Source organism: Nocardiopsis sp. FIRDI 009, from assembly GCF_003386285.1.
GTDB lineage: Bacteria > Actinomycetota > Actinomycetes > Streptosporangiales > Streptosporangiaceae > Nocardiopsis.
On record NZ_QPNC01000047.1, the window covers coordinates 1 to 17,293 of the forward strand.

A 17,293-nucleotide genomic window follows, 5' to 3' on the forward strand; every position below is an offset into this window, starting at 1 on the left:
TCTACGCTGGCGATCGCGGCGTAGTCAATCACCCCCGTGTCCAAGATCCGGGGTTAAGCCCCATACGCACACGCTCACTCGGTGATCAGCGCTGACACCTCGAGGGGAAGACTGTGCTCCCTCGCTGAGTATCTCGACGTGAACTGGGCGTGGTTGGTATCCCGGTGCGCCCAGATCGGCGCCTACGGGTTCGCCGGATTGGCTCCTCCATCCAGCCGGTTGCTGTCCACGGCCGGTGTCGATCGTGCTTGCCGGTTCATCGGGCGGACGGGTTCCTCCGGGCGTTAAGCTGCCCCTCACAGACCCTGCAGCGAAGGGAGAATCGTGCTCGCGAAGGAGTCCCGCCCTCGGGTGGCGGTGTACGGACTGGGCGGGACGATCGCCATGACCTCCGACGGGTCAGGAGGGGTGGTTCCGGCCCTGTCGGCGGCCCAGCTCGTGGCGGCCGTACCAGGGCTGGCCGAGACCGGTGTCGACATCGAGGTCGAGGACTTCCGACGGCTTCCCGGTGCCTCCCTGGGTCTGTCCGACCTCACTGATCTGGCCGCGGAGATCGACAAGCGCCTGGCCTCGGGAACGGTGGACGGCGTCGTCGTCACCCAGGGCACCGACACCATCGAGGAGACCAGCTACCTGCTCGATCTGTTCCACACCGCCCCGCAACCGGTCGTGGTGACCGGCGCGATGCGTAACCCCACCCTGGCCGGGGCCGATGGGTCCGCGAACCTCCTCGCGGCCGTGCAGACCGCTGCCCATCCGAGTGCTCGGGACCTGGGCGTCCTGGTGGTGCTCGCTGACGAGATCCATGCCGCCAGTCGGGTCCGCAAGACCCACGCCACGAGCGTGGCCACCTTCCAGTCCCCCAACGGCGGCCCGCTCGGCTACGTGGTGGAGGGAACCCCGCGCCTGCTCAACCACCCCACGGGGCGCACCACGCTCGACCCGTCGAATCTGGGCCCGGGGCCGCGTGTGGCCCTGGTGACGGTGACGTTGGGTGATGACGGCCTGCTGTTGGAGGGCTTGGCCGAGCGGGTCGACGGCGCGGTCATCGCCGCGTTCGGTGTCGGCCACGTCCCGCAACACCTGGTGCCCGCGCTCGAGGACCTCGCCAACCGCGTACCGGTGGTGCTCGCTTCCCGGACCGGCGCCGGAGCCGGGCTCGCGACCACCTACGGGTTCCCGGGCTCCGAGCAGGATCTGTTGGAGCGGGGGCTGATCCGGACTGGCTTCTTGGACCCGTACAAGGCACGCATCCTGCTGTGGGCGCTGCTGGCCACCGGCCATGACCGTGTCGCCATCACGGAGACTTTCGCCGCCACCGGTGGCTACTCCGACGCCTAACTCCTCCCACCCCAAAACGAAGCGGAAACCGACGTGCGCAGTCACGAACTGACCCAGGGGCGGACCTTCGGCCTCGTCTTCGACCACGGTGAGGACTTCTTCTCTTCCCTCACAGAGTTCTGCCGGACCAACGACGTCCGCCAGGGCTATATCCCGGTCTTCGTTGCTGGGTTCGCTCACGTGGACATCGTGGGCACCTGTGAGAAGCTCACCGACCCGGCCGCGCCGGTCTGGTCGAAGGTCCAACTGAGCAACGTCGAAGCGCTGGGCGGCGGCACCATCGCCTACGACGAGGCCACCGACACCATCTCCCCGCACATCCACGTCTCCGTCGGGCTGAAGGAGCACAGCGCGGCCGGGCACACCAGCCATCTGCTCGGCGCCCAGGTCCAGTTCCTCACCGAGATGGTGCTCGTCGAGGTGACATCACCGCAGATGCGCCGAGTCCCTGACCCGAACCTCTATAACGTCCCCCTCCTCCATTTCGGAAGCGGCAACTGAAGCCTGCGATGTGCCGAACCCACACGCCTTCGAAAGCGAGCCCTCCCGTGTCCGATACCCCCTACATCCCGCGCGCGTTTCCCGTCTCGGTCAAGGGCGTCGTCATCCGTGACGACCAGGTGCTGCTGTTGCGAAACGAGCGCGACGAGTGGGAGCTGCCCGGCGGCAAGATCGAGATCGGGGAGACCCCCGAAGAGTGCCTGGCCCGGGAGATCGAGGAGGAGACCAGTTGGCCCGTTCAGGTGGCCGAGATCCTCGACTCGTGGATGTACCACATCACCCAGGTGGACCGGCACGTCTTCATCGTCACCTACGGGTGCCACGTGGAATCTCATGCCCCGGTCGTGGTCTCCAGCGAACACAAAGAGGCCGGACTGTTCACCGAAGCCCAGGTGCCCGACCTGCCGATGCCGGGGGGCTACAAGCGGCCGGTCCTGGACTGGTTCGCCCGCTCCCGCGCGTGACCGCCGTGCCCGCTGGCTCTGGCTGCTTCCCGAACACTCCAGTCCCCGGAGAGCCACAAGCTGAGGGCAGTGCAACATCAACACGACTGCCAGCAGCTCTGACCTCAACATGGTCATTTGTGAGAAGCATCACACACTAGAGCGGGCTACGAATGGTGGAGCAAGACGATGTCTCATTTGGGACGAATCCCTATCCTGGTACCGTGACAACGATGGTGGAGCGCCTGGTCCCGGATGAGCTGTGGGAGCTGTTCCAACGAGTGGTACCACCCGCACCGACTCGCCCCCAAGGAGGTGGCCGACGGCGCCACGGTGACCGGGAAGTGTTGGCCGCGATCATCTTCGTGGCCAACACCGACTGCACCTGGCGGCAACTCCCACCCGCATTTGGCCCCTCTGGCCCCACCGCCCACCGGAGGTTCACCGAATGGAACCGAGCCCGGGTGTGGGCGAGACTCCATCGCCTAGTACTGGACGAACTTGGTTCCCAAGACGAGCTGGACTGGTCACGGTGCGCGATCGACTCGGTTGACGCCCTCGCCCTCAAAAGAAGGATCTGAACAGCCCCGACGTGGCCCGCAGGTGCCGCTCCAGCAAGCTGCACGCTGACAAAGCCTGAGGCTATGCCCACCTGCGCGGTCGCTAGGCAATCGCGGAATCTCTCGATGAGGTATGCACTCGTCGCGCCTCTTGGACCGAGATCGACAGCAGTTGAAACGGAAGACCGAGCGCCTTCCAGTCTTCCCTGATCTCGCCACGATACTGATCTGCTGTCGGAGGATCACCAAATGAGACACCTCTGCCCACCCAGCAGCCAGCGTGAAACCCTCGGCTCCTCGGAGGGACCTTGTCTCGGAAACCTCCTAGCCAAGGACTTCGACTCTGTGTGCAGCGGTCTCATGATGTCAGACCCAAGCTTTCTTCAGGTTCGCTTGCCCCAGGCAACTTTTTCCGAGAAAGATTCACTTCTGGCTGTGACCAGGGACCATGCTGCAATCACAGCAAACCAGGAGTGGCTTGCGTAAATCTGACAAATATGATATCGCGCGCGTGCGCGCGAAACGTTTAGGGTCGGACAGATCTCCAAGCAATCAAGCGCGCCAGAGGCACACCTACACGACCACAGCAGACCCAAAGACGGCAGGAGGCACAAAAAGCGCGGCATTGTACCACCTACATGCCCCAAATAACCCAAGATCGACACTTCAAGGACCCATGCCCGAGAAGTATGAGTTGCACCGCTTTGGAACGCCTACGCCGGCTCGAGTAGCTTGATGTAGGGTTCGAGACAGCTTTACAGAGACGGCGACAAGGCGACCGTCTTGTTCGCGTAGCTGTAAGACGCTGCGTCCTCATCCGTGGCAGCGGACGAGGCGCGTATCAGTCGAATGTTTCGCATCGTCCCAAGAGATGACGCCCCGCCCGTGGCAGCGGACGAGGCGTCTATCAAGGGACCTTTCATACAAAGGATGAAACTATGGTATCAGAGCAGCTCATCGGGGTTCACAACTCCCTGGTCAGCGAGCTCGCAACCCTCGGGTGGCCGAGCTCCACGGTCGTGGGCGGCACGTTGATCGCCTTCCTTGTAGTGGGGGTGGTGTACCCGGCCGTGTGGTCAGGCCCGGAACGACGAGAGGCCGCCCTGACGGTCCTGAACAGCCTCCTCGTCTGTTTCAAGAGGACGTAAGACACCCGGCCATCTCAGATCGCACCCGAGTGTGCACTCAAAGTGATCTTGAGGTAGTTGTTGATCCCGTGGCCTAACACCACGGGATCAACAGAGCTATCGTTGTACTTGCTGAGCACGTGAGCAACGCTTCCCAGAGAGGAGCAGAGCTGGCAGGCCAGCCCCGGCCCACTCCTCCACCTACGTCTACCCACGACAAGCTCCTGGAAGCTGATGCCAATCTAAAGTGCAACCTTCGATAGCAACCTGAGCAAGCGTGTTCCCACGACTCCTCTGCCCCTCAAGCCTCAGGAGAGAAACTAGCATGGACGCTGTTCGGAGTTCCCTCCGCAAACCCTCTGCAGCGTCCCTTGTCAGAGGAACGCACTTTCAGCACAGCCCAGAAAACCCTGATAAGCAGTTAGCCCTACCCCTTGCTATCGAAGCCGAGGGGGGTTCCATTGGTGCTCCCATGCCTAAAGGACAAGCAAAGCCAAACGAGACTAACCATCTTTTGTGGGACTTACTCCAGCGCCTCGCCGAGCTTATTAATGAGAATTCGGAAAGCCTAGGGAAATCCACGCTAGGTGAAATTCTCGCCGGCGCCGATCAGTACGACGGACAACTTGAAGTAGTTGCCTGCCTGATCCGCGATGCTGTGATCAACAAAAACGGGGGCTGGCAGCTCAGCACCCCCCTGGGAACACCGCAACTCTCCACTGCAGTACACGCAAGCACCCCGCCCCCTAAGACCGACCCAGAAAGCAAGATTCAGGCGGCTCGTAGCACTACCTTCAAGCTTCCAGGGTCAGACCCTGCGAGCAATCAAGAACATGTCACGGAGAACGATGCTGCACGCGCTAGATGGGTGCGCAATCTACTCCATGATGTTCATGAGGCACTAATCACTGCCTACACACCCCTCTCCACTCAAGAAATCACCGAACGCATGGGGCGCAAGATCCACCTGCGCACGCTGCGTAGAGAATTGGATAACGACCCGAGGTTTATCGCCATCGAACATGATCGGTGGAGCCTTGCCGAAGTTCCACTAATTTCTTCGGAAAGCGTTGACAGACGACTTGATTCCCTAGTCAACACCCTCAAGCAGGCCGACAGGCCAATGTCCACTCAAGAACTACGCCAAGAGGGTCAATTTAGCATCAACATCACCTACTTTAAGCAGAAACTCGATGGCGATCCACGATTTCATCGATGCGAGAAAAATAAGTGGGCGCTCACCGAATGGGGAATGCCGGTCTACAAACCAATGAAGCAACTGGTCGCCGAGCTGGTTGATGATCACGATGGGAGCATCCCGGCCAACAAAATCATCGCCAGCCTTTGCCGGGACTTCGGTTTCAAAGAAACCAGTTTGCGCCAGGTCATGAGCTCGGCACCGTTCACCACCCGCAACGGTGTGGTGTATCGTAGAGCTGACATTGAGGTCATCGAACACACAAGTCACAGCACAGCGGACCAGAACGACGCGCCAAGCGCAGATGACTTGCTGAAAAGCATGGGGTTGTCCTGATGGTTGACTCTACCGCACTACGCTACATCGGTATCGAAACCGAGTATCGCAGCGACCGTGGCAACATCGTTGAGGACTTTTACCTCCCCGCCCTGCAAGGCGCCACTCACTATGACCGGGCCGTCGGCTACTTCACAGCCTCCAGTTTGGCCCTGCTCGGTCAAGGGCTAGACGACTTCATCCTGCATGGCGGCACCATGCGCATCATCGCTTCCCCCTACCTGAGGCAACAGGACATCGACGACATTGAAGCCGGTTACGCGCTACGGGCTGTTCTAGAGCGAGCTGCTGTACGCGACCTAGAGCAGGCGGTGGAGAACGCTCATGCCGCACGCGGTCTCGGTAAGCTGAGCCGTCTAGTTGCAGAAAGCCGTGTGGACTTCAAACTCGCCTACGTATCTCAGGGCAAGTGCATTGGCATGTACCACGAGAAGATCGGCATCTTCCGTGATGGCCAGGATGTGATTGCTTTCAAAGGCAGCGCAAACGAAACCCATTCCGGGCTGGTGGGAAATTTCGAGTCCATCGAGGTGTTTCGTAGCTGGGATGAACGTGACGCCAAGCGTGCTTCGCGGATCAGAAATGACTTCGAAGATCTATGGCAGGACCGGACCCCGTACTTGCGCATACTACCCTTCACCGAAGCCGCGAAGAAGATCGTCGAGCAAGCTGCACAAGCCACAGCGAATCGTCCTGAATTGGATGATCTGCCCTCCAATGGTGCCTCTGTGACCGCACCAGAGACACATAACGCGGGTATAATGACCATCCCCCAGAGCCTGGAGGTGCGCGACTACCAGAAGGAAGCTGTGCAAAACTGGTTCCGCAACCGTGGCCATGGCCTACTCCGCATGGCTACCGGCACAGGTAAGACGGTCACTGCGTTGTCAGCGGCCGCGCAGCTCAGCAGCGTGCTCGCTAAGAAAAACAGGGCGCTGATGACAGTTGTCATCGTGCCTTACCAACATCTAGTCGACCAGTGGAGCGAAGACATCTCCTGGTTCGGAATGATACCGATCCGAGCATACGATTCCACCAGCAGCTGGTACCAACGTGCTTTCGACCTCACTCACGCCATGTCGCTGGGGGTTGCTCGCGGCGGCGTCATCGTAACCACTAACAAGACCTTCAGTGGTGCTTCCTTCCAAAACCTGCTCGACAAATACTCCGGTCAGCTCCTTCTCATCGCTGACGAAGTGCACAACCTCGGTGCCAGGAATTTGCGTACCAAGCTCCCGCCCAGAGCCCAGTTCCGTCTCGGTCTCTCCGCCACACCAGAACGCTGGTTCGACGACGATGGGACTGAGGCCCTCATCAACTACTTTGGCGACGTCGTCTTCGAAATGGGTATTGGCCTAGCGATCCGCCGGGGTGCCCTATGTCGGTACACTTACACACCAATTTTAGTCCAGCTGAACAGTGAAGAAGTTGAGCTATACGCTGAGGTCACCGCCGAGATCGCGAAGTCGATGGCAGCTGGACAGTTTACTGACAACGCCGAGGAGAAGAGTCCACTCGGCAAATTACTACGTAAGCGTGCCAACATCCTCGGTCACGCACGTGCCAAACTTCCCACCCTAGGCCGCGAGTTGGAGAAGCGCCGCAATGACTGTCACCAACTGCTGTACTGTGCTGAAGGCCGCCATCCCTTGTCCCACGAGCACAAGACGGGCGAGCCAAGCCAGTTGGACCAGGTAATGCACCTGGTCGGCAATAAACTACGCATGTCAGCTGCCCGCTATATCTCCGAGACCAAGCGTGAGGAGCGCCAAGAGATCCTGCGCCGCTTCAGGGCTGCGCAGGACTTGCAAGCCATCGTCTCCATGCGCTGCCTGGACGAAGGCGTCGATGTTCCAGTGGCCCGCACAGCCTACCTGCTGGCCAGCTCCTCCAACCCACGCCAGTTCATTCAACGTCGTGGCCGTGTACTGCGCAAAGCCCCCGGCAAGGAACGCGCGGACATCGTCGACTTCATCGTCGTCCCACCTCACGAAGCTGACGCCTTGCGGCACGAGACTGAACGGAGCATGCTACGCAGCGAGCTAAGACGCGTTGAGGAGTTTGCACGTCTCGCTGACAATGAAGCCGAGACGCTCGACATTTTACGCCCATTACGGGAGCGCTACGGTCTTTTCGACACATGACCCAATCGTGTCACTTTCACGTCGTTTACTCATTGAAGGGAGACGAGAACATTGAGCAGGGAACCCATGCCCCCTACCTCACAGTACACTGCCCGCGACGTACTCAACGAGCTCTCGCCTGAAGCCCGCAAACTGGCCCAGAAAGTCATTCAGATAGAGAACAAACACCTCGACGTCCAAAATCCGACCCAGGTCGTCCCAGGGATCGTGGATGCAGTGAAAGGACTGACCAAGTGAAACTCCTGAAACTTAAGCTGAACAATTTTCGCACTTTCTATGGGGAACAGGTTCTGGACTTGTCCACCGATGATGGGAAACCTTCCATTCTCATATTCGGCAATAATGGTGCTGGCAAAACCACCCTACTCAATGCCTTCACATGGGCCTTGTACGGCACCTTCACTGACGACGTTGAGCAACAACACCGCATCATCCATGACAAGGTGTGGACAGACACCCCTTTCGGTAAGTCAGTAAGTGCCTCGGTCGAGCTTCAGTTCGAGCATGAAGGCAGCAGGTTCATGGTTGCTCGCGACGTCACCGTCATCAAGAAGAAGGAGGAGCAAGCGTCTGTCGAGCCAAATCTAATCGTAACTGAGACTAAACCTGACGGCGAAACCAAGAGTGGTGACAATCACCAAGACCGCATCCAGAAAATTCTTCCGCAAGGATTGCGGCGCTTCTTCTTCTTCAACGGTGAGCGCATGGAGAAGATGCTCACTGGAAATGAGAACAGTGAGGAGGTCCAGCAAGCCATAAAAACCCTTCTCGGCCTGGAGGCAATTGAGCGCGCAGTCGACATACATCTTCCCAAAGTAGCCTCAAAGCTCTCCCGAGGAATCAACAAAGGCACCAGCCAACTCAATGAACTAGGTGAACAGAAGGAGCAGCTTGAGAGAATCAAGAGCGAAAAACAAAAGGAAATACAGCAGCTCGACTCAGATATTCGCAGCTACCAAAAAGAGGTTCAGTCTGTCGAAGGCGAGCTTCGGAAAAACGACCAGGCGGCTCCTCTCCAGGACGCGCGAGATAACCTCAGCGACCAGATCAAAGACGCGCATTCAAAACTGAATACTCTGAAGGAACGCAAGCGCGACTTTATTGCCAAGAGCGGATTTCTTGCCTTTACTGGTGGCATTGACCAGACTGTCATTAAAATGGCCGAAGCTATGCGCCGCCGCCGCGAGCTTCCAGCCGGGATCCAGCGTAGCTTTATTGATGAGCTCCTCGAAGATTGCGAATGTATTTGCGGACGCGCCCTCGTTCCGAAAAGTCCGGAGTACGAGGAACTAATTCGACGACGTTACAATGCTGGGCTTGCAGACGTTGAGTCCCGCTGGCTTTACCTCAATGGTCAGATGCGCAACCTGAACGACGAGCGGACCAAGCTCCTGGAAGATCTCACACAAAACGCACAGGAAGAACAGAATACCAGACAGGTTATCGACCGGCTGAACGAAAAACGCAGTGATCTCGACCGGCGCTTGGACGGCATTAATGTTCAAGACGTCCAGATTCTGGAACAGCGCCGCAAAGATTATATGGAAAAAGAGAAAGATGCGCGCGTCGAGAAGCTGCACTGCAAGCACAAATTGAACGAACTGGAAGAGCAAATACAGAACACCAGGAGAAAATACCGTTCTGCGGAAGTGGCGGATGAAGCCGAGCGCAAGGTACAGCACCAAGTCAGCCTTATCGATGAAGTACTAGATGCCTTCAAGAAGATTCGCGTGCTTAAGACGGAAGAAGTCCGCCAGCAGCTCGACGCGAAGATGAAAGAGGTGTTCTCTCGTATCTTCATTAAGTCATACACCCCTGAGCTTAATGATGCCTTCGAACTCCAACTAAAGTCTCCGGCCGGGGTTGCTATCCGCTCCACTGGAGAGAATCAGATCCTCAGCCTTTCCTTTGTCGGTGCTGTTTCCGAGGTAGCCAAGGAGATCCACGAGCTCAAGAAGCATGACCAAGATGAAGTGCTTGGTGGTGGTATTTACCCGATTGTCATGGATGCTCCCTTCGGAAATCTGGATGTCACTTATCAGGAGGAGATCTCTCAAGCGCTACCCGCTCTTACTTCACAGATCATCACCCTTCTCTCTCAGGCTCAGGCACGTGGCAAGGTCATGAAGAAACTCCAGGGCTCCGCCACCCGCATGTACGTCTTGCACTCCTACACCCCCAACAGAGAAGCAAAAGAGGAGACCATCGAGATCAACAACCGTGCTGTACCATACGTCTCCTACGGCGACTTCGAGCACACCATCGTGGAGAAGGTGACGGTTTAATGCCTACTACAGATCGCTTTCGCCGTCCCAAAGATCACGAGCAATTGCTCAACGATCTCAAAAGCGAAGATGGCCCCTTTGATTCCAGAGTGGACGCCCTGATTTTTGCAGCAGCGCTTGGACGCCGGAAAAATCTACGCGACGAGTTCAAAGAAAGCGGAGAGCGGATTCGTCTAGAGCTTATAGGGGACCGCCAGTACGGTGACGTTCTAATCTATATGCTCGCCGCAATCGAGAAACCAGACGACCCCGAGATCCTAGCTGACGATCGCCTCGACGAACGCATCCTCATCTTCGAAGAGTACGCCAATGGCGGGCTCAACTATCTCCAGGGCGAGCTCAACAGGTCCGCCACTTATGACCTTGATGTTTTGGTAAGTGGTCTTGTCATGGACGCTTTGAGGACTTATCCAAGCGAAGAAGACGAAGTGGGTGAACTGATGTCCGATGCCGGATTGGACTGGTAGAACGACTTGGGTGGCTCAAGCAATGTCAAAAAGTGTGGCTTCATCCCGTGTTCACCGGATGAAGCCACACAATCCTGGGCAGCCATCTAAACGAGAGAGACGAGATCAACAACGCTCTTCATATCTCTTCGTCCTGCGATAAAACCGATTCCTCGATGAAGGTGCACAGTCAGGGTGTACCCCAGGTTCTGTTCACTTACCTCAAGACCGTCTCGTTCACACCGTAGCTTCAAGAGAGCCATGTATATCTCGGCGTAGGAGCCAGCAAAGGTTCTCCAAGTCATTTCCACATTGGAGTCGGTGATAATTTCACGGACCAGAGGCGGGGAGGGGTCTCGGAGTGACACCAGGAGTCCCCAACGGCACAACACGTTCCAGTTCTGAATCCCGGTAACTCGCTTCAGGCGAATGAGCTGGTCGCGAGCTGTCTGGGACAGACGGACGGTCTCAAGCGACATGTTCAGCTCCCGTGGTCCACCAGTATCCGCGCTCCACGGATGTGGTCAGCGTGGAGTCGTCGTGCGTGAGTGTGTAAGCGTGGGCGATGTAGGGCCTGAGCAGACTCAGCAAGTGCTCGTCGATCTCTTCGTCTGTCGACAGCAGCAGCACCTGGTGGCTGGCCTGCGGGAAGTACCGCTTCGCAAGATGTTCACGGTGCTGGCTATCGAGGCGCCCCAAAGGTGTATCAATGACGCTGGGGAGCCGGTTACCAGCGACTCGAGCGATGCCCCAGAGAAGGGAGACAGCTAGCAACTGGCGTTCGCCAGCGCTGAGACGGTTCGGTTCCAGCGGTTCTCCGTCATCACCGATGAGCACGATTGTGTACTTGTCGGTATCGATACGCAGGTCTCGCACCAGCCCACTCTTACGCATGAGCTTACTGAAACTGTCGAGGACCGCGACTTCGAGTCCGTTGATACGCCGTTCTAGCAGCGCCTGGCCGAACTTGTCGAGGGTGTCACGCACCTTACTGGAGTATTCAACAATACGAGCCGCGTCTTCAGTCTTCTCCAACTGTTGGATATTTGCGCGATACGCCCGTTCCAAAGCTACGCTGGCTTGTTCACGCTGTCGAAGGCTCCGCTCGTAGTCTGTGCTCGCGGTGGACAGTGCTTCTTCGAGTTGGGCGACGCGACGAATCGCGGAGTCACGCTCTTCCAACCTCTGCGAGATGACATCCCCAGCAGGGACTCCTGCCAACTGCCGGTCGATGTTCTCCGTCTGCTCAGTTAGCCGTTTAGCTTCCTCTATCAGCTCGCTCGCTCGCTGCTGCTCCATCTCCAGGATCTGAGGAAGCGCACGGAGCTGATCGTAGGCATCGTTGGAAAGACCGTAGACTGTTTCCACTGCGGCCTGGTTTTCACGCTGCTGGCGGTCTTCTGCCAGCCGCTGCTCAAGAACGCCCAGTTCGACTTCGGGATATTCCTGGATAAGATTCTTTAGAATCCACTGGTCCCGTTCGCCGAGAAGCCCGAGAACCTGTGCGTTTTTTGTCGCCTGCCGCTCGTGCTCAACTTGCTCCGTAATCTCCCTGGTTTGCTTTGTGAGCAGGCCTAGGGGAAGGGCCCCACCAGCCGCGTTTACCAAGGCATGGCGTACCGTATCCAGTTGCTCAGCGATCGCCGTGCGCTCAGCTTCCAGGGACAGACGTCGTTCGTAGTAGGCACCACCTTCCTTTTCAAAGGCGTGCTCGGCCTCGGCGAGTTGCGTCTGGGCCTGGTCGAGCTTGCTCTGGATGCTCGCGCGTTGCTGCAGTGAACGCTCGACCGCTTCTTCGCTAGCGACAAGGCCGGTACGCAAATCTTCGATTTTCGCCGCAGCTTCCTTGTCCTCCTTAGCGGCGGCTTTGCGACGTTCAAGAGCAACAAGGTCGGTACGCAGCTGACGGATCGTATTGATCCCCAACAATGACTGAACAGCGGACTCGATAACAGTCGCTGCCTGGCGAGTGTCGGCGAGAGACTCGATCTTCTCCCCATCGAAAAAGAAGAGCGAGGCGATTTCAAGAGGAAGAAGATCTTCGATATGGTCAGCCCAACCTCCGCTGATCACGGGATCGTATGTGCCATCTATCTCGATCCCGACAGCTTCCCGGACCTTTTTACCTTCGACGAACCAGCGGCGAGCCACCTTGTAGTGCCGTTCGTCGCCCTCGACTGTGAGCGTGAACTCGAGAGTGATGCGAGTACCTTCACGTGGATCGACCTGGCGGTTGATGCTCTCACGAAGGTAGGTCTCGTATGGCTGGTTTCCGCGTCCACTGCAACGGGCACGCGGCCCATACAAGGCCAGCTGGATCGCGTCCAGAAGAGTTGTTTTACCGCATCCGTTAAGCCCCCCGATCAGGACGATGGGGTGCCGTTTGTTGGTCGCTAGATCCAGGGATTGTTCACCCAGGTAAGCGCCGAAGTTCTTCAGGGTGATCTTATGCAGGAGCATCCGGGGTCTTTTCGAGTTCGATAAGGGGGAGCTGTCGACGTGTGTAGCGGTCTTGGGTGTAAGCTAGAGCTTCGTCCTTGCCGCTCCATGCGCCCTTTTTGACGGCCTTCTCCAATTGCTCGAAGAGGCCTGAGCGTCGATTCATGGTACGGAAGCGGCGTTCCACCGCCAGGAGCTCCCGGATCGTGCCAAAGTGCAGTTCATCGCCTTCGCAGATCTCGCGTAGCAGCTGCATCTCATCCGCACCGAGCGTGAGCTGGTCGTCCAGTGGCCCACCAGGGAATTCCTCACCGGTGGCTTCCTTGTAAATCCGCGGGAGGGTGTCCTCAACCTCGTGCTTGTCAAAGACCCAGAGGCGGCGAATCTCATGGAGTTCATCCATGGTGATCAGTTCAATCCCACGGACATGCTCGGGGGCGTTCGCTCGAACCCAGGTTTGAGCAGTGAGAAGCTTGCGCAACCATTCCTCACGGGCGCTCTGGGTATAGGGTCCGTGAACGATCCGGTCCCCGAAGAGCTGGATACGCCCGTCCATCTTGCGGAAGTCGCGCAGATGAGTGTCATCAGCGACGTCCAGCTTGTTTCGAAGGTCCAGAAGCGGCTGCATCCACTCCTTTTCCTCGTCGTTTTGGATCATGGCAGTCATGGACTTGTCCTGCTCCACGAGCGTGCACGTCCAGCAACCGAAACGACTGTCGCCGCAGGAGGGTGTGGTGCTGTCCACCACCAGGGGACATTCACTATCGGCGGACGCCCCTTGGTACATGGTGAGGAGATCCTTGTTGGGATGCCCCCAGGGATTGGTCTGCTGCATCAGGAACATCCAGACCTCGTCGGTGTCCCAGGCCTCGATCGGGCTGTAGACGAGGGAGTTGGGTAGGTTCCCGTTGGGGGAGAGACGGTCGCGTACACGCCGCTTCTCGTGCTTCTCCATGGTGCGAGCTCGAATCTGGCTTTCCGCCTTACGAGTGCCCAGCACCAGGATGGCCTCACCGTAGTCGTCGACGACGCTGCGGATGAAGTTGTTGGAAGGCTTGATCTTAAGCCGCTCGGTGCACCACCGGAACTTCGGACGAGGAGCGGGGTAGCCCTTGCCGATCAGACTAACCCAGAAAGTGTCCTTGACCGCAGGGGTGAGCCGATGGGGTCGAATAGGAAGCTGCTGTTCCTCAGCGGCCTGACCCATGGTGTCGAGCGATTGAGCGACCCAACTCGCGACGATGGGGTTCTCGACCAAGGTATCGGTACTGATGACGTGCACAGGCTTGGTTCGCTCATCCACAGGCAGCTCCTGGAGTGCAAGCCACACCAGTTGAAGGACCGCTGTGGAGTCCTTGCCGCCGCTGTAGCCGACAACCCAAGGCACCTCATCCGCAGTGTAGAGCTCTCGGATCTCGGCCGTCAGCTCTGCCACTACAGCGTTGAGCGTGCTGCCCTCGAAGGGCGCCTTCGGCTTCGTGGGGGTGCTCATACCTCTCCTCGCAGATAGGCGTCTTCCAGCTGCTGCTCCTCGGTACTCAGAGGCAGCCCGAGGTGCCGACGGAGATAGTTGGTCGTCAAGACGGTGTTCTGGTGGCTCTTGGACACACGTCCACCAACAATCGCGCGCCCCTCCCAGTCCGTGTTCGTACGAGACCAGTCCACATCTCCCACCGGCTTGAGGCGACTGGCCCATACGGCTTCGTCAGTGGACCCTCGTAGCAAGGTGTTCCCCACACGGCCCAACGCGTGCAGAGCCAACCCATGGCTGTGGATAAAGTCCTTGCGCACCTCACGTGCCAGCAGGTCTCGGCGACGGACCATCCCCCACTCCGGGATGAGAGTGTCGACCGCCTCCCAGTAGCGCTGTGCCAGGCCACAGGCCTCTTCGCCAGGAAGATTGAGGTCACGCAACAAAGCATGGTTAGCGTTGTAGATCGAACTCAAGGTAAAAAGCTTGCCGGAATTAGCGGAGAGTGTACTCCGCTCCATATCGACGTACCCTTTGAAGACTGTGCATCGTAGAGACAAGAGCCTTGCCAGTCCAGCTTGCGGATCGCGATGATCATAGAGAACACCAATGGACCTGGCAGGACGGACAGCGTGTCGATTAAGGTCCGCAAACATTTGCTGACAGCGCTCAAGTCCTGCGTCGTGAAAGAAAACGACAGCAATTGTCTCATCCCCCAGCTCTGGCCTCTCACTCAACGCGAGTTCGATAGCAGCGCGCCGGTGTTGCCCATCATTGATGACAAACCGTGCATCCATGGGGATTCTGATCTGCCCTACCCGCATACCCATACCCTGGTCGGTCATGGCGTCGAACTGAATGTCGCCATCGACTGACGCGGTCAGTGCACTGAAGACGTAGTCATCAGGGTTGTCGAGAAGGTAGCGCGCCAGACTGGGCAGACGCCCCTTGTTGAGGACGCGTTGGGCACGAACTTCAGGGGCAAGCTCCTCGTCGTCGAAGAGGAAGATCCGTGGGATGAGACGCAGAGGACACATGGAGGTGTAGAACTCACGCCCTGCCTGGACCCCGCGGATGGCGGGGAAGGTGTACTCGAAGCCAGCAGAGGTGGTTCCGTGTGTGCTGCGCGCTGCAGTACGTGAACTCACTGGACCACAGTACATAGATACCGTACGCACGTCATACTTTTCACGTAACGAGCGTGGTCTGATAACGAACCTGCAGGATGGAGCGGACACATGGTGACGTACCTGGACGCAGCGGCAACGACACGTGTCGACCAACGTGTAGCGGAGGTGGTCCTGCACTGGATGACCGAGGAGTTCGGCAACGCAGGCAGCCGCACTCACGAGTACGGAGCTCACGCGAAGCGCGCGGTACAGCAAGCACGCACCTATCTAGCAAGCACGGTTGGCGCCAAGCCAGATGAGATCATCTTCACTAGCGGCGCTACGGAGAGCAACAACATCGCTCTTCTCGGACTTGCCCCCCATGGCGAGCAGAGTGACAGACGTCACATCATCACGTCCGCGATTGAGCACAAAGCTGTGATCGAGCCGTTGGAGCACCTAGAGTCCCGCGGCTTCGAAGTCGACTTCCTCACCCCCGGACCGTCGGGACGTGTCGAGGTCAAAGCCGTACAGGAGCGTCTGCGACCTGACACGCTTGCCGTGTCCTTGATGCACGTCAATAACGAGACCGGGGTTGTCCAGCCAGTAGCTGAACTCGCACACCTCCTCAGCAAGTCACCAACGTACCTGCATGTTGACGCCGCCCAAGGGTTCGCCAAACGGCAGGACGATCTGACAGCACCCATCGACATGATCAGCATCAGTGGCCACAAGGTTGGTGCCCCGAAGGGTATCGGCGCCCTGGTGGTTCGTCGGCGGGGATGGGACAAGATCCCCCTGCAGCCGCTGATGTACGGCGGCGGCCAGGAGCGTAAGCTCCGCCCAGGCACCCTCCCTGTTCCCCTGATCATGGGTCTAGCTAAAGCCACCGAGATCTTCTTGAACGAGCACGAGCAGTGGGCCAAGCAAGCTCTGCTCTTCCGTGAGCGCCTACTCACAGCACTGTCCAGCACTCGACACCACATCAACGGAGACTCCGAGCACACTGTTCCACACATCCTCAACGTGTCTTTCGAGGATGTGGATGCCGAAGCTCTCATCGTCCGCCTCAAAAACCTGGCCGCCGTTGCAACTGGTTCCGCCTGCACCAGCGCGTCCTACACACCAAGCCATGTGCTCACCGCCATGGGGCTGGAAGCGGACACCGCTTCCAACGGATTGCGCTTCTCCTGGTTCCCAGGGGACATCGACGACTTCGATCCGGAGCAAATCGCCCAGGTCGTGAGAGAGCTGCAGCCAGCCACGACCTGACTTCTACTCTTCCGGTCGACGAATCAGCCGGTGTCCGCGGAGCTGGCGCCCACACCGGCGCAGCTCTGCTTCCCAGCCTTGTTCAGTCCTGATCAGGCCCGGGTTCGCGTACAGCCCGGCCCGGGTCTCTGCTCTGGTGAGGCGCCAGTACTTGGCAGCGTCTGGGTCTTCAGGGGTGAGAAACTCCTGCTTCCGATGAAGCAACGGCCGATCCTCACACTCTAGGTAAGAAGTGAAGCTGGTTCTCAAAGTGGCCAGGTCAACGGTGTAGGAGCTGGTGAGCCGTGGGTGAGGGTCAGTGTCGAAGTCCAGATAGTCGAGCCAACTGACACCGCGGCCTTCATGCTGAAGCTTAACGATATTCCAGGTGGCAGGACGGCCCGCGGCGATCGCTGCGCAGTGCTCGTAGAGCCTCAGAACGGTTGGTATCTGGTCGATGGCTCGTTGGTGGACGTAGAGGGAGGTCGGAGTCAGCTTGCCAGCTCTGGAGCCGCGCATGGCCGCTCGGACGTAGGAGTCGTCGCGCAGCTTCAGCAGGAGTCGGTCCGCTCTGCGACAGGTACTCCAGTTGTAGATCCGTTTTGTCATGATTCTTGGGCTGCCTGTCTGCGGTAGTGGCAG

At 58.4% G+C, this 17,293-nt stretch carries 14 protein-coding genes and 1 pseudogene; 10 read left to right on the forward strand and 5 right to left on the reverse strand.

All coding sequences use genetic code 11. The annotated features are described in order from the left end of the window. The first annotated feature begins 324 nt into the window (after positions 1 to 324). From DVR05_RS25845 to DVR05_RS25885, 9 genes and pseudogenes are all read left to right on the forward strand, one after another. A complete protein-coding gene (locus tag DVR05_RS25845) occupies positions 325 to 1,341 on the forward strand; it encodes an asparaginase (protein WP_232832341.1) in 1,017 nt (338 codons plus the stop codon). Between the two features lie 33 nt (positions 1,342 to 1,374). Further along, positions 1,375 to 1,842, forward strand: coding sequence for a PPC domain-containing DNA-binding protein (locus DVR05_RS25850; RefSeq protein ID WP_116248521.1), 468 nt, complete (start codon positions 1,375 to 1,377; stop codon positions 1,840 to 1,842). 47 nt (positions 1,843 to 1,889) lie between these two features. Further along, positions 1,890 to 2,306: an NUDIX domain-containing protein gene (locus DVR05_RS25855; protein WP_198659364.1), complete on the forward strand. Its 417-nt coding sequence runs from the start codon at positions 1,890 to 1,892 to the stop codon at positions 2,304 to 2,306. A gap of 212 nt (positions 2,307 to 2,518) precedes the next feature. Continuing rightward, a pseudogene (locus DVR05_RS25860) lies at positions 2,519 to 2,863 on the forward strand (transposase); the annotation flags it as partial. Positions 2,864 to 3,783: 920 nt separating this feature from the next. Continuing rightward, entirely contained in the window at positions 3,784 to 3,993 is a 210-nt protein-coding gene (locus DVR05_RS25865) for a hypothetical protein (RefSeq protein ID WP_116248523.1), read from the forward strand. Positions 3,994 to 4,444: 451 nt separating this feature from the next. Then, the gene (locus DVR05_RS26850; protein WP_157982560.1) at positions 4,445 to 5,506 is read left to right on the forward strand and encodes a hypothetical protein; all 1,062 of its coding nucleotides are present in this window, start codon (positions 4,445 to 4,447) and stop codon (positions 5,504 to 5,506) included. Next, on the forward strand, positions 5,506 to 7,650 hold the full coding sequence (locus DVR05_RS25875; RefSeq protein WP_116248525.1) for a DEAD/DEAH box helicase family protein: 2,145 nt from the start codon (positions 5,506 to 5,508) through the stop codon (positions 7,648 to 7,650). Before DVR05_RS26850 ends, DVR05_RS25875 begins: the two co-directional genes overlap by 1 nt. 233 nt (positions 7,651 to 7,883) lie before the next feature. Next, positions 7,884 to 9,935 (forward strand): AAA family ATPase, encoded by a 2,052-nt coding sequence (locus tag DVR05_RS25880; RefSeq protein ID WP_116248526.1) that lies wholly within the window; start codon positions 7,884 to 7,886, stop codon positions 9,933 to 9,935. Beyond that, positions 9,935 to 10,402, forward strand: coding sequence for a DNA phosphorothioation-associated protein 4 (locus DVR05_RS25885; protein WP_116248527.1), 468 nt, complete (start codon positions 9,935 to 9,937; stop codon positions 10,400 to 10,402). The genes DVR05_RS25880 and DVR05_RS25885 overlap by 1 nt, the downstream gene beginning before the upstream one ends. Before the next feature lie 86 nt (positions 10,403 to 10,488). Here DVR05_RS25885 and dndE read toward each other — a convergent pair whose 3' ends face one another. The 4 genes from dndE to dndB are packed head-to-tail and all read right to left on the reverse strand — an operon-like array spanning position 10,489 to position 15,439. Then, positions 10,489 to 10,860, reverse strand: coding sequence for a DNA sulfur modification protein DndE (dndE, locus tag DVR05_RS25890; RefSeq protein WP_116248528.1), 372 nt, complete (start codon positions 10,858 to 10,860; stop codon positions 10,489 to 10,491). Next, positions 10,850 to 12,841 carry a DNA sulfur modification protein DndD gene (gene dndD / locus DVR05_RS25895; RefSeq protein ID WP_116248529.1) on the reverse strand — a complete coding sequence of 664 codons (1,992 nt, stop codon included), beginning with the start codon at positions 12,839 to 12,841 and terminating at the stop codon, positions 10,850 to 10,852. Before dndD ends, dndE begins: the two co-directional genes overlap by 11 nt. Beyond that, the gene (gene dndC, locus DVR05_RS25900; RefSeq protein WP_116248530.1) at positions 12,828 to 14,312 is read right to left on the reverse strand and encodes a DNA phosphorothioation system sulfurtransferase DndC; all 1,485 of its coding nucleotides are present in this window, start codon (positions 14,310 to 14,312) and stop codon (positions 12,828 to 12,830) included. The genes dndD and dndC overlap by 14 nt, the downstream gene beginning before the upstream one ends. Next, a complete protein-coding gene (gene dndB / locus DVR05_RS25905; protein ID WP_232832342.1) occupies positions 14,309 to 15,439 on the reverse strand; it encodes a DNA sulfur modification protein DndB in 1,131 nt (376 codons plus the stop codon). Before dndB ends, dndC begins: the two co-directional genes overlap by 4 nt. Before the next feature lie 90 nt (positions 15,440 to 15,529). On the opposite strand from dndB, the gene dndA reads away from it, so the two are divergent. Continuing rightward, entirely contained in the window at positions 15,530 to 16,672 is a 1,143-nt protein-coding gene (gene dndA, locus DVR05_RS25910) for a cysteine desulfurase DndA (protein ID WP_116248532.1), read from the forward strand. A gap of 3 nt (positions 16,673 to 16,675) precedes the next feature. Here the strand turns inward: dndA and DVR05_RS25915 are convergent. Further along, positions 16,676 to 17,293: DNA phosphorothioation-associated putative methyltransferase (locus DVR05_RS25915; protein WP_116248533.1), on the reverse strand; the 618-nt coding region annotated here is incomplete at its 5' end.

Bases quoted from the DNA above. Each gene is read 5' to 3' on its own strand.
- dndE (WP_116248528.1), bottom strand. From the start codon at position 10,860: ATGTCGCTTGAGACCGTCCGTCTGTCCCAGACAGCTCGCGACCAGCTC.
- dndD (WP_116248529.1), bottom strand. From the start codon at position 12,841: ATGCTCCTGCATAAGATCACCCTGAAGAACTTCGGCGCTTACCTGGGT.
- dndA (WP_116248532.1), top strand. From the start codon at position 15,530: ATGGTGACGTACCTGGACGCAGCGGCAACGACACGTGTCGACCAACGT.
- DVR05_RS26850 (WP_157982560.1), top strand. From the start codon at position 4,445: ATGCCTAAAGGACAAGCAAAGCCAAACGAGACTAACCATCTTTTGTGG.
- DVR05_RS25865 (WP_116248523.1), top strand. From the start codon at position 3,784: ATGGTATCAGAGCAGCTCATCGGGGTTCACAACTCCCTGGTCAGCGAG.
- DVR05_RS25885 (WP_116248527.1), top strand. From the start codon at position 9,935: ATGCCTACTACAGATCGCTTTCGCCGTCCCAAAGATCACGAGCAATTG.
- DVR05_RS25875 (WP_116248525.1), top strand. From the start codon at position 5,506: ATGGTTGACTCTACCGCACTACGCTACATCGGTATCGAAACCGAGTAT.
- dndC (WP_116248530.1), bottom strand. From the start codon at position 14,312: ATGAGCACCCCCACGAAGCCGAAGGCGCCCTTCGAGGGCAGCACGCTC.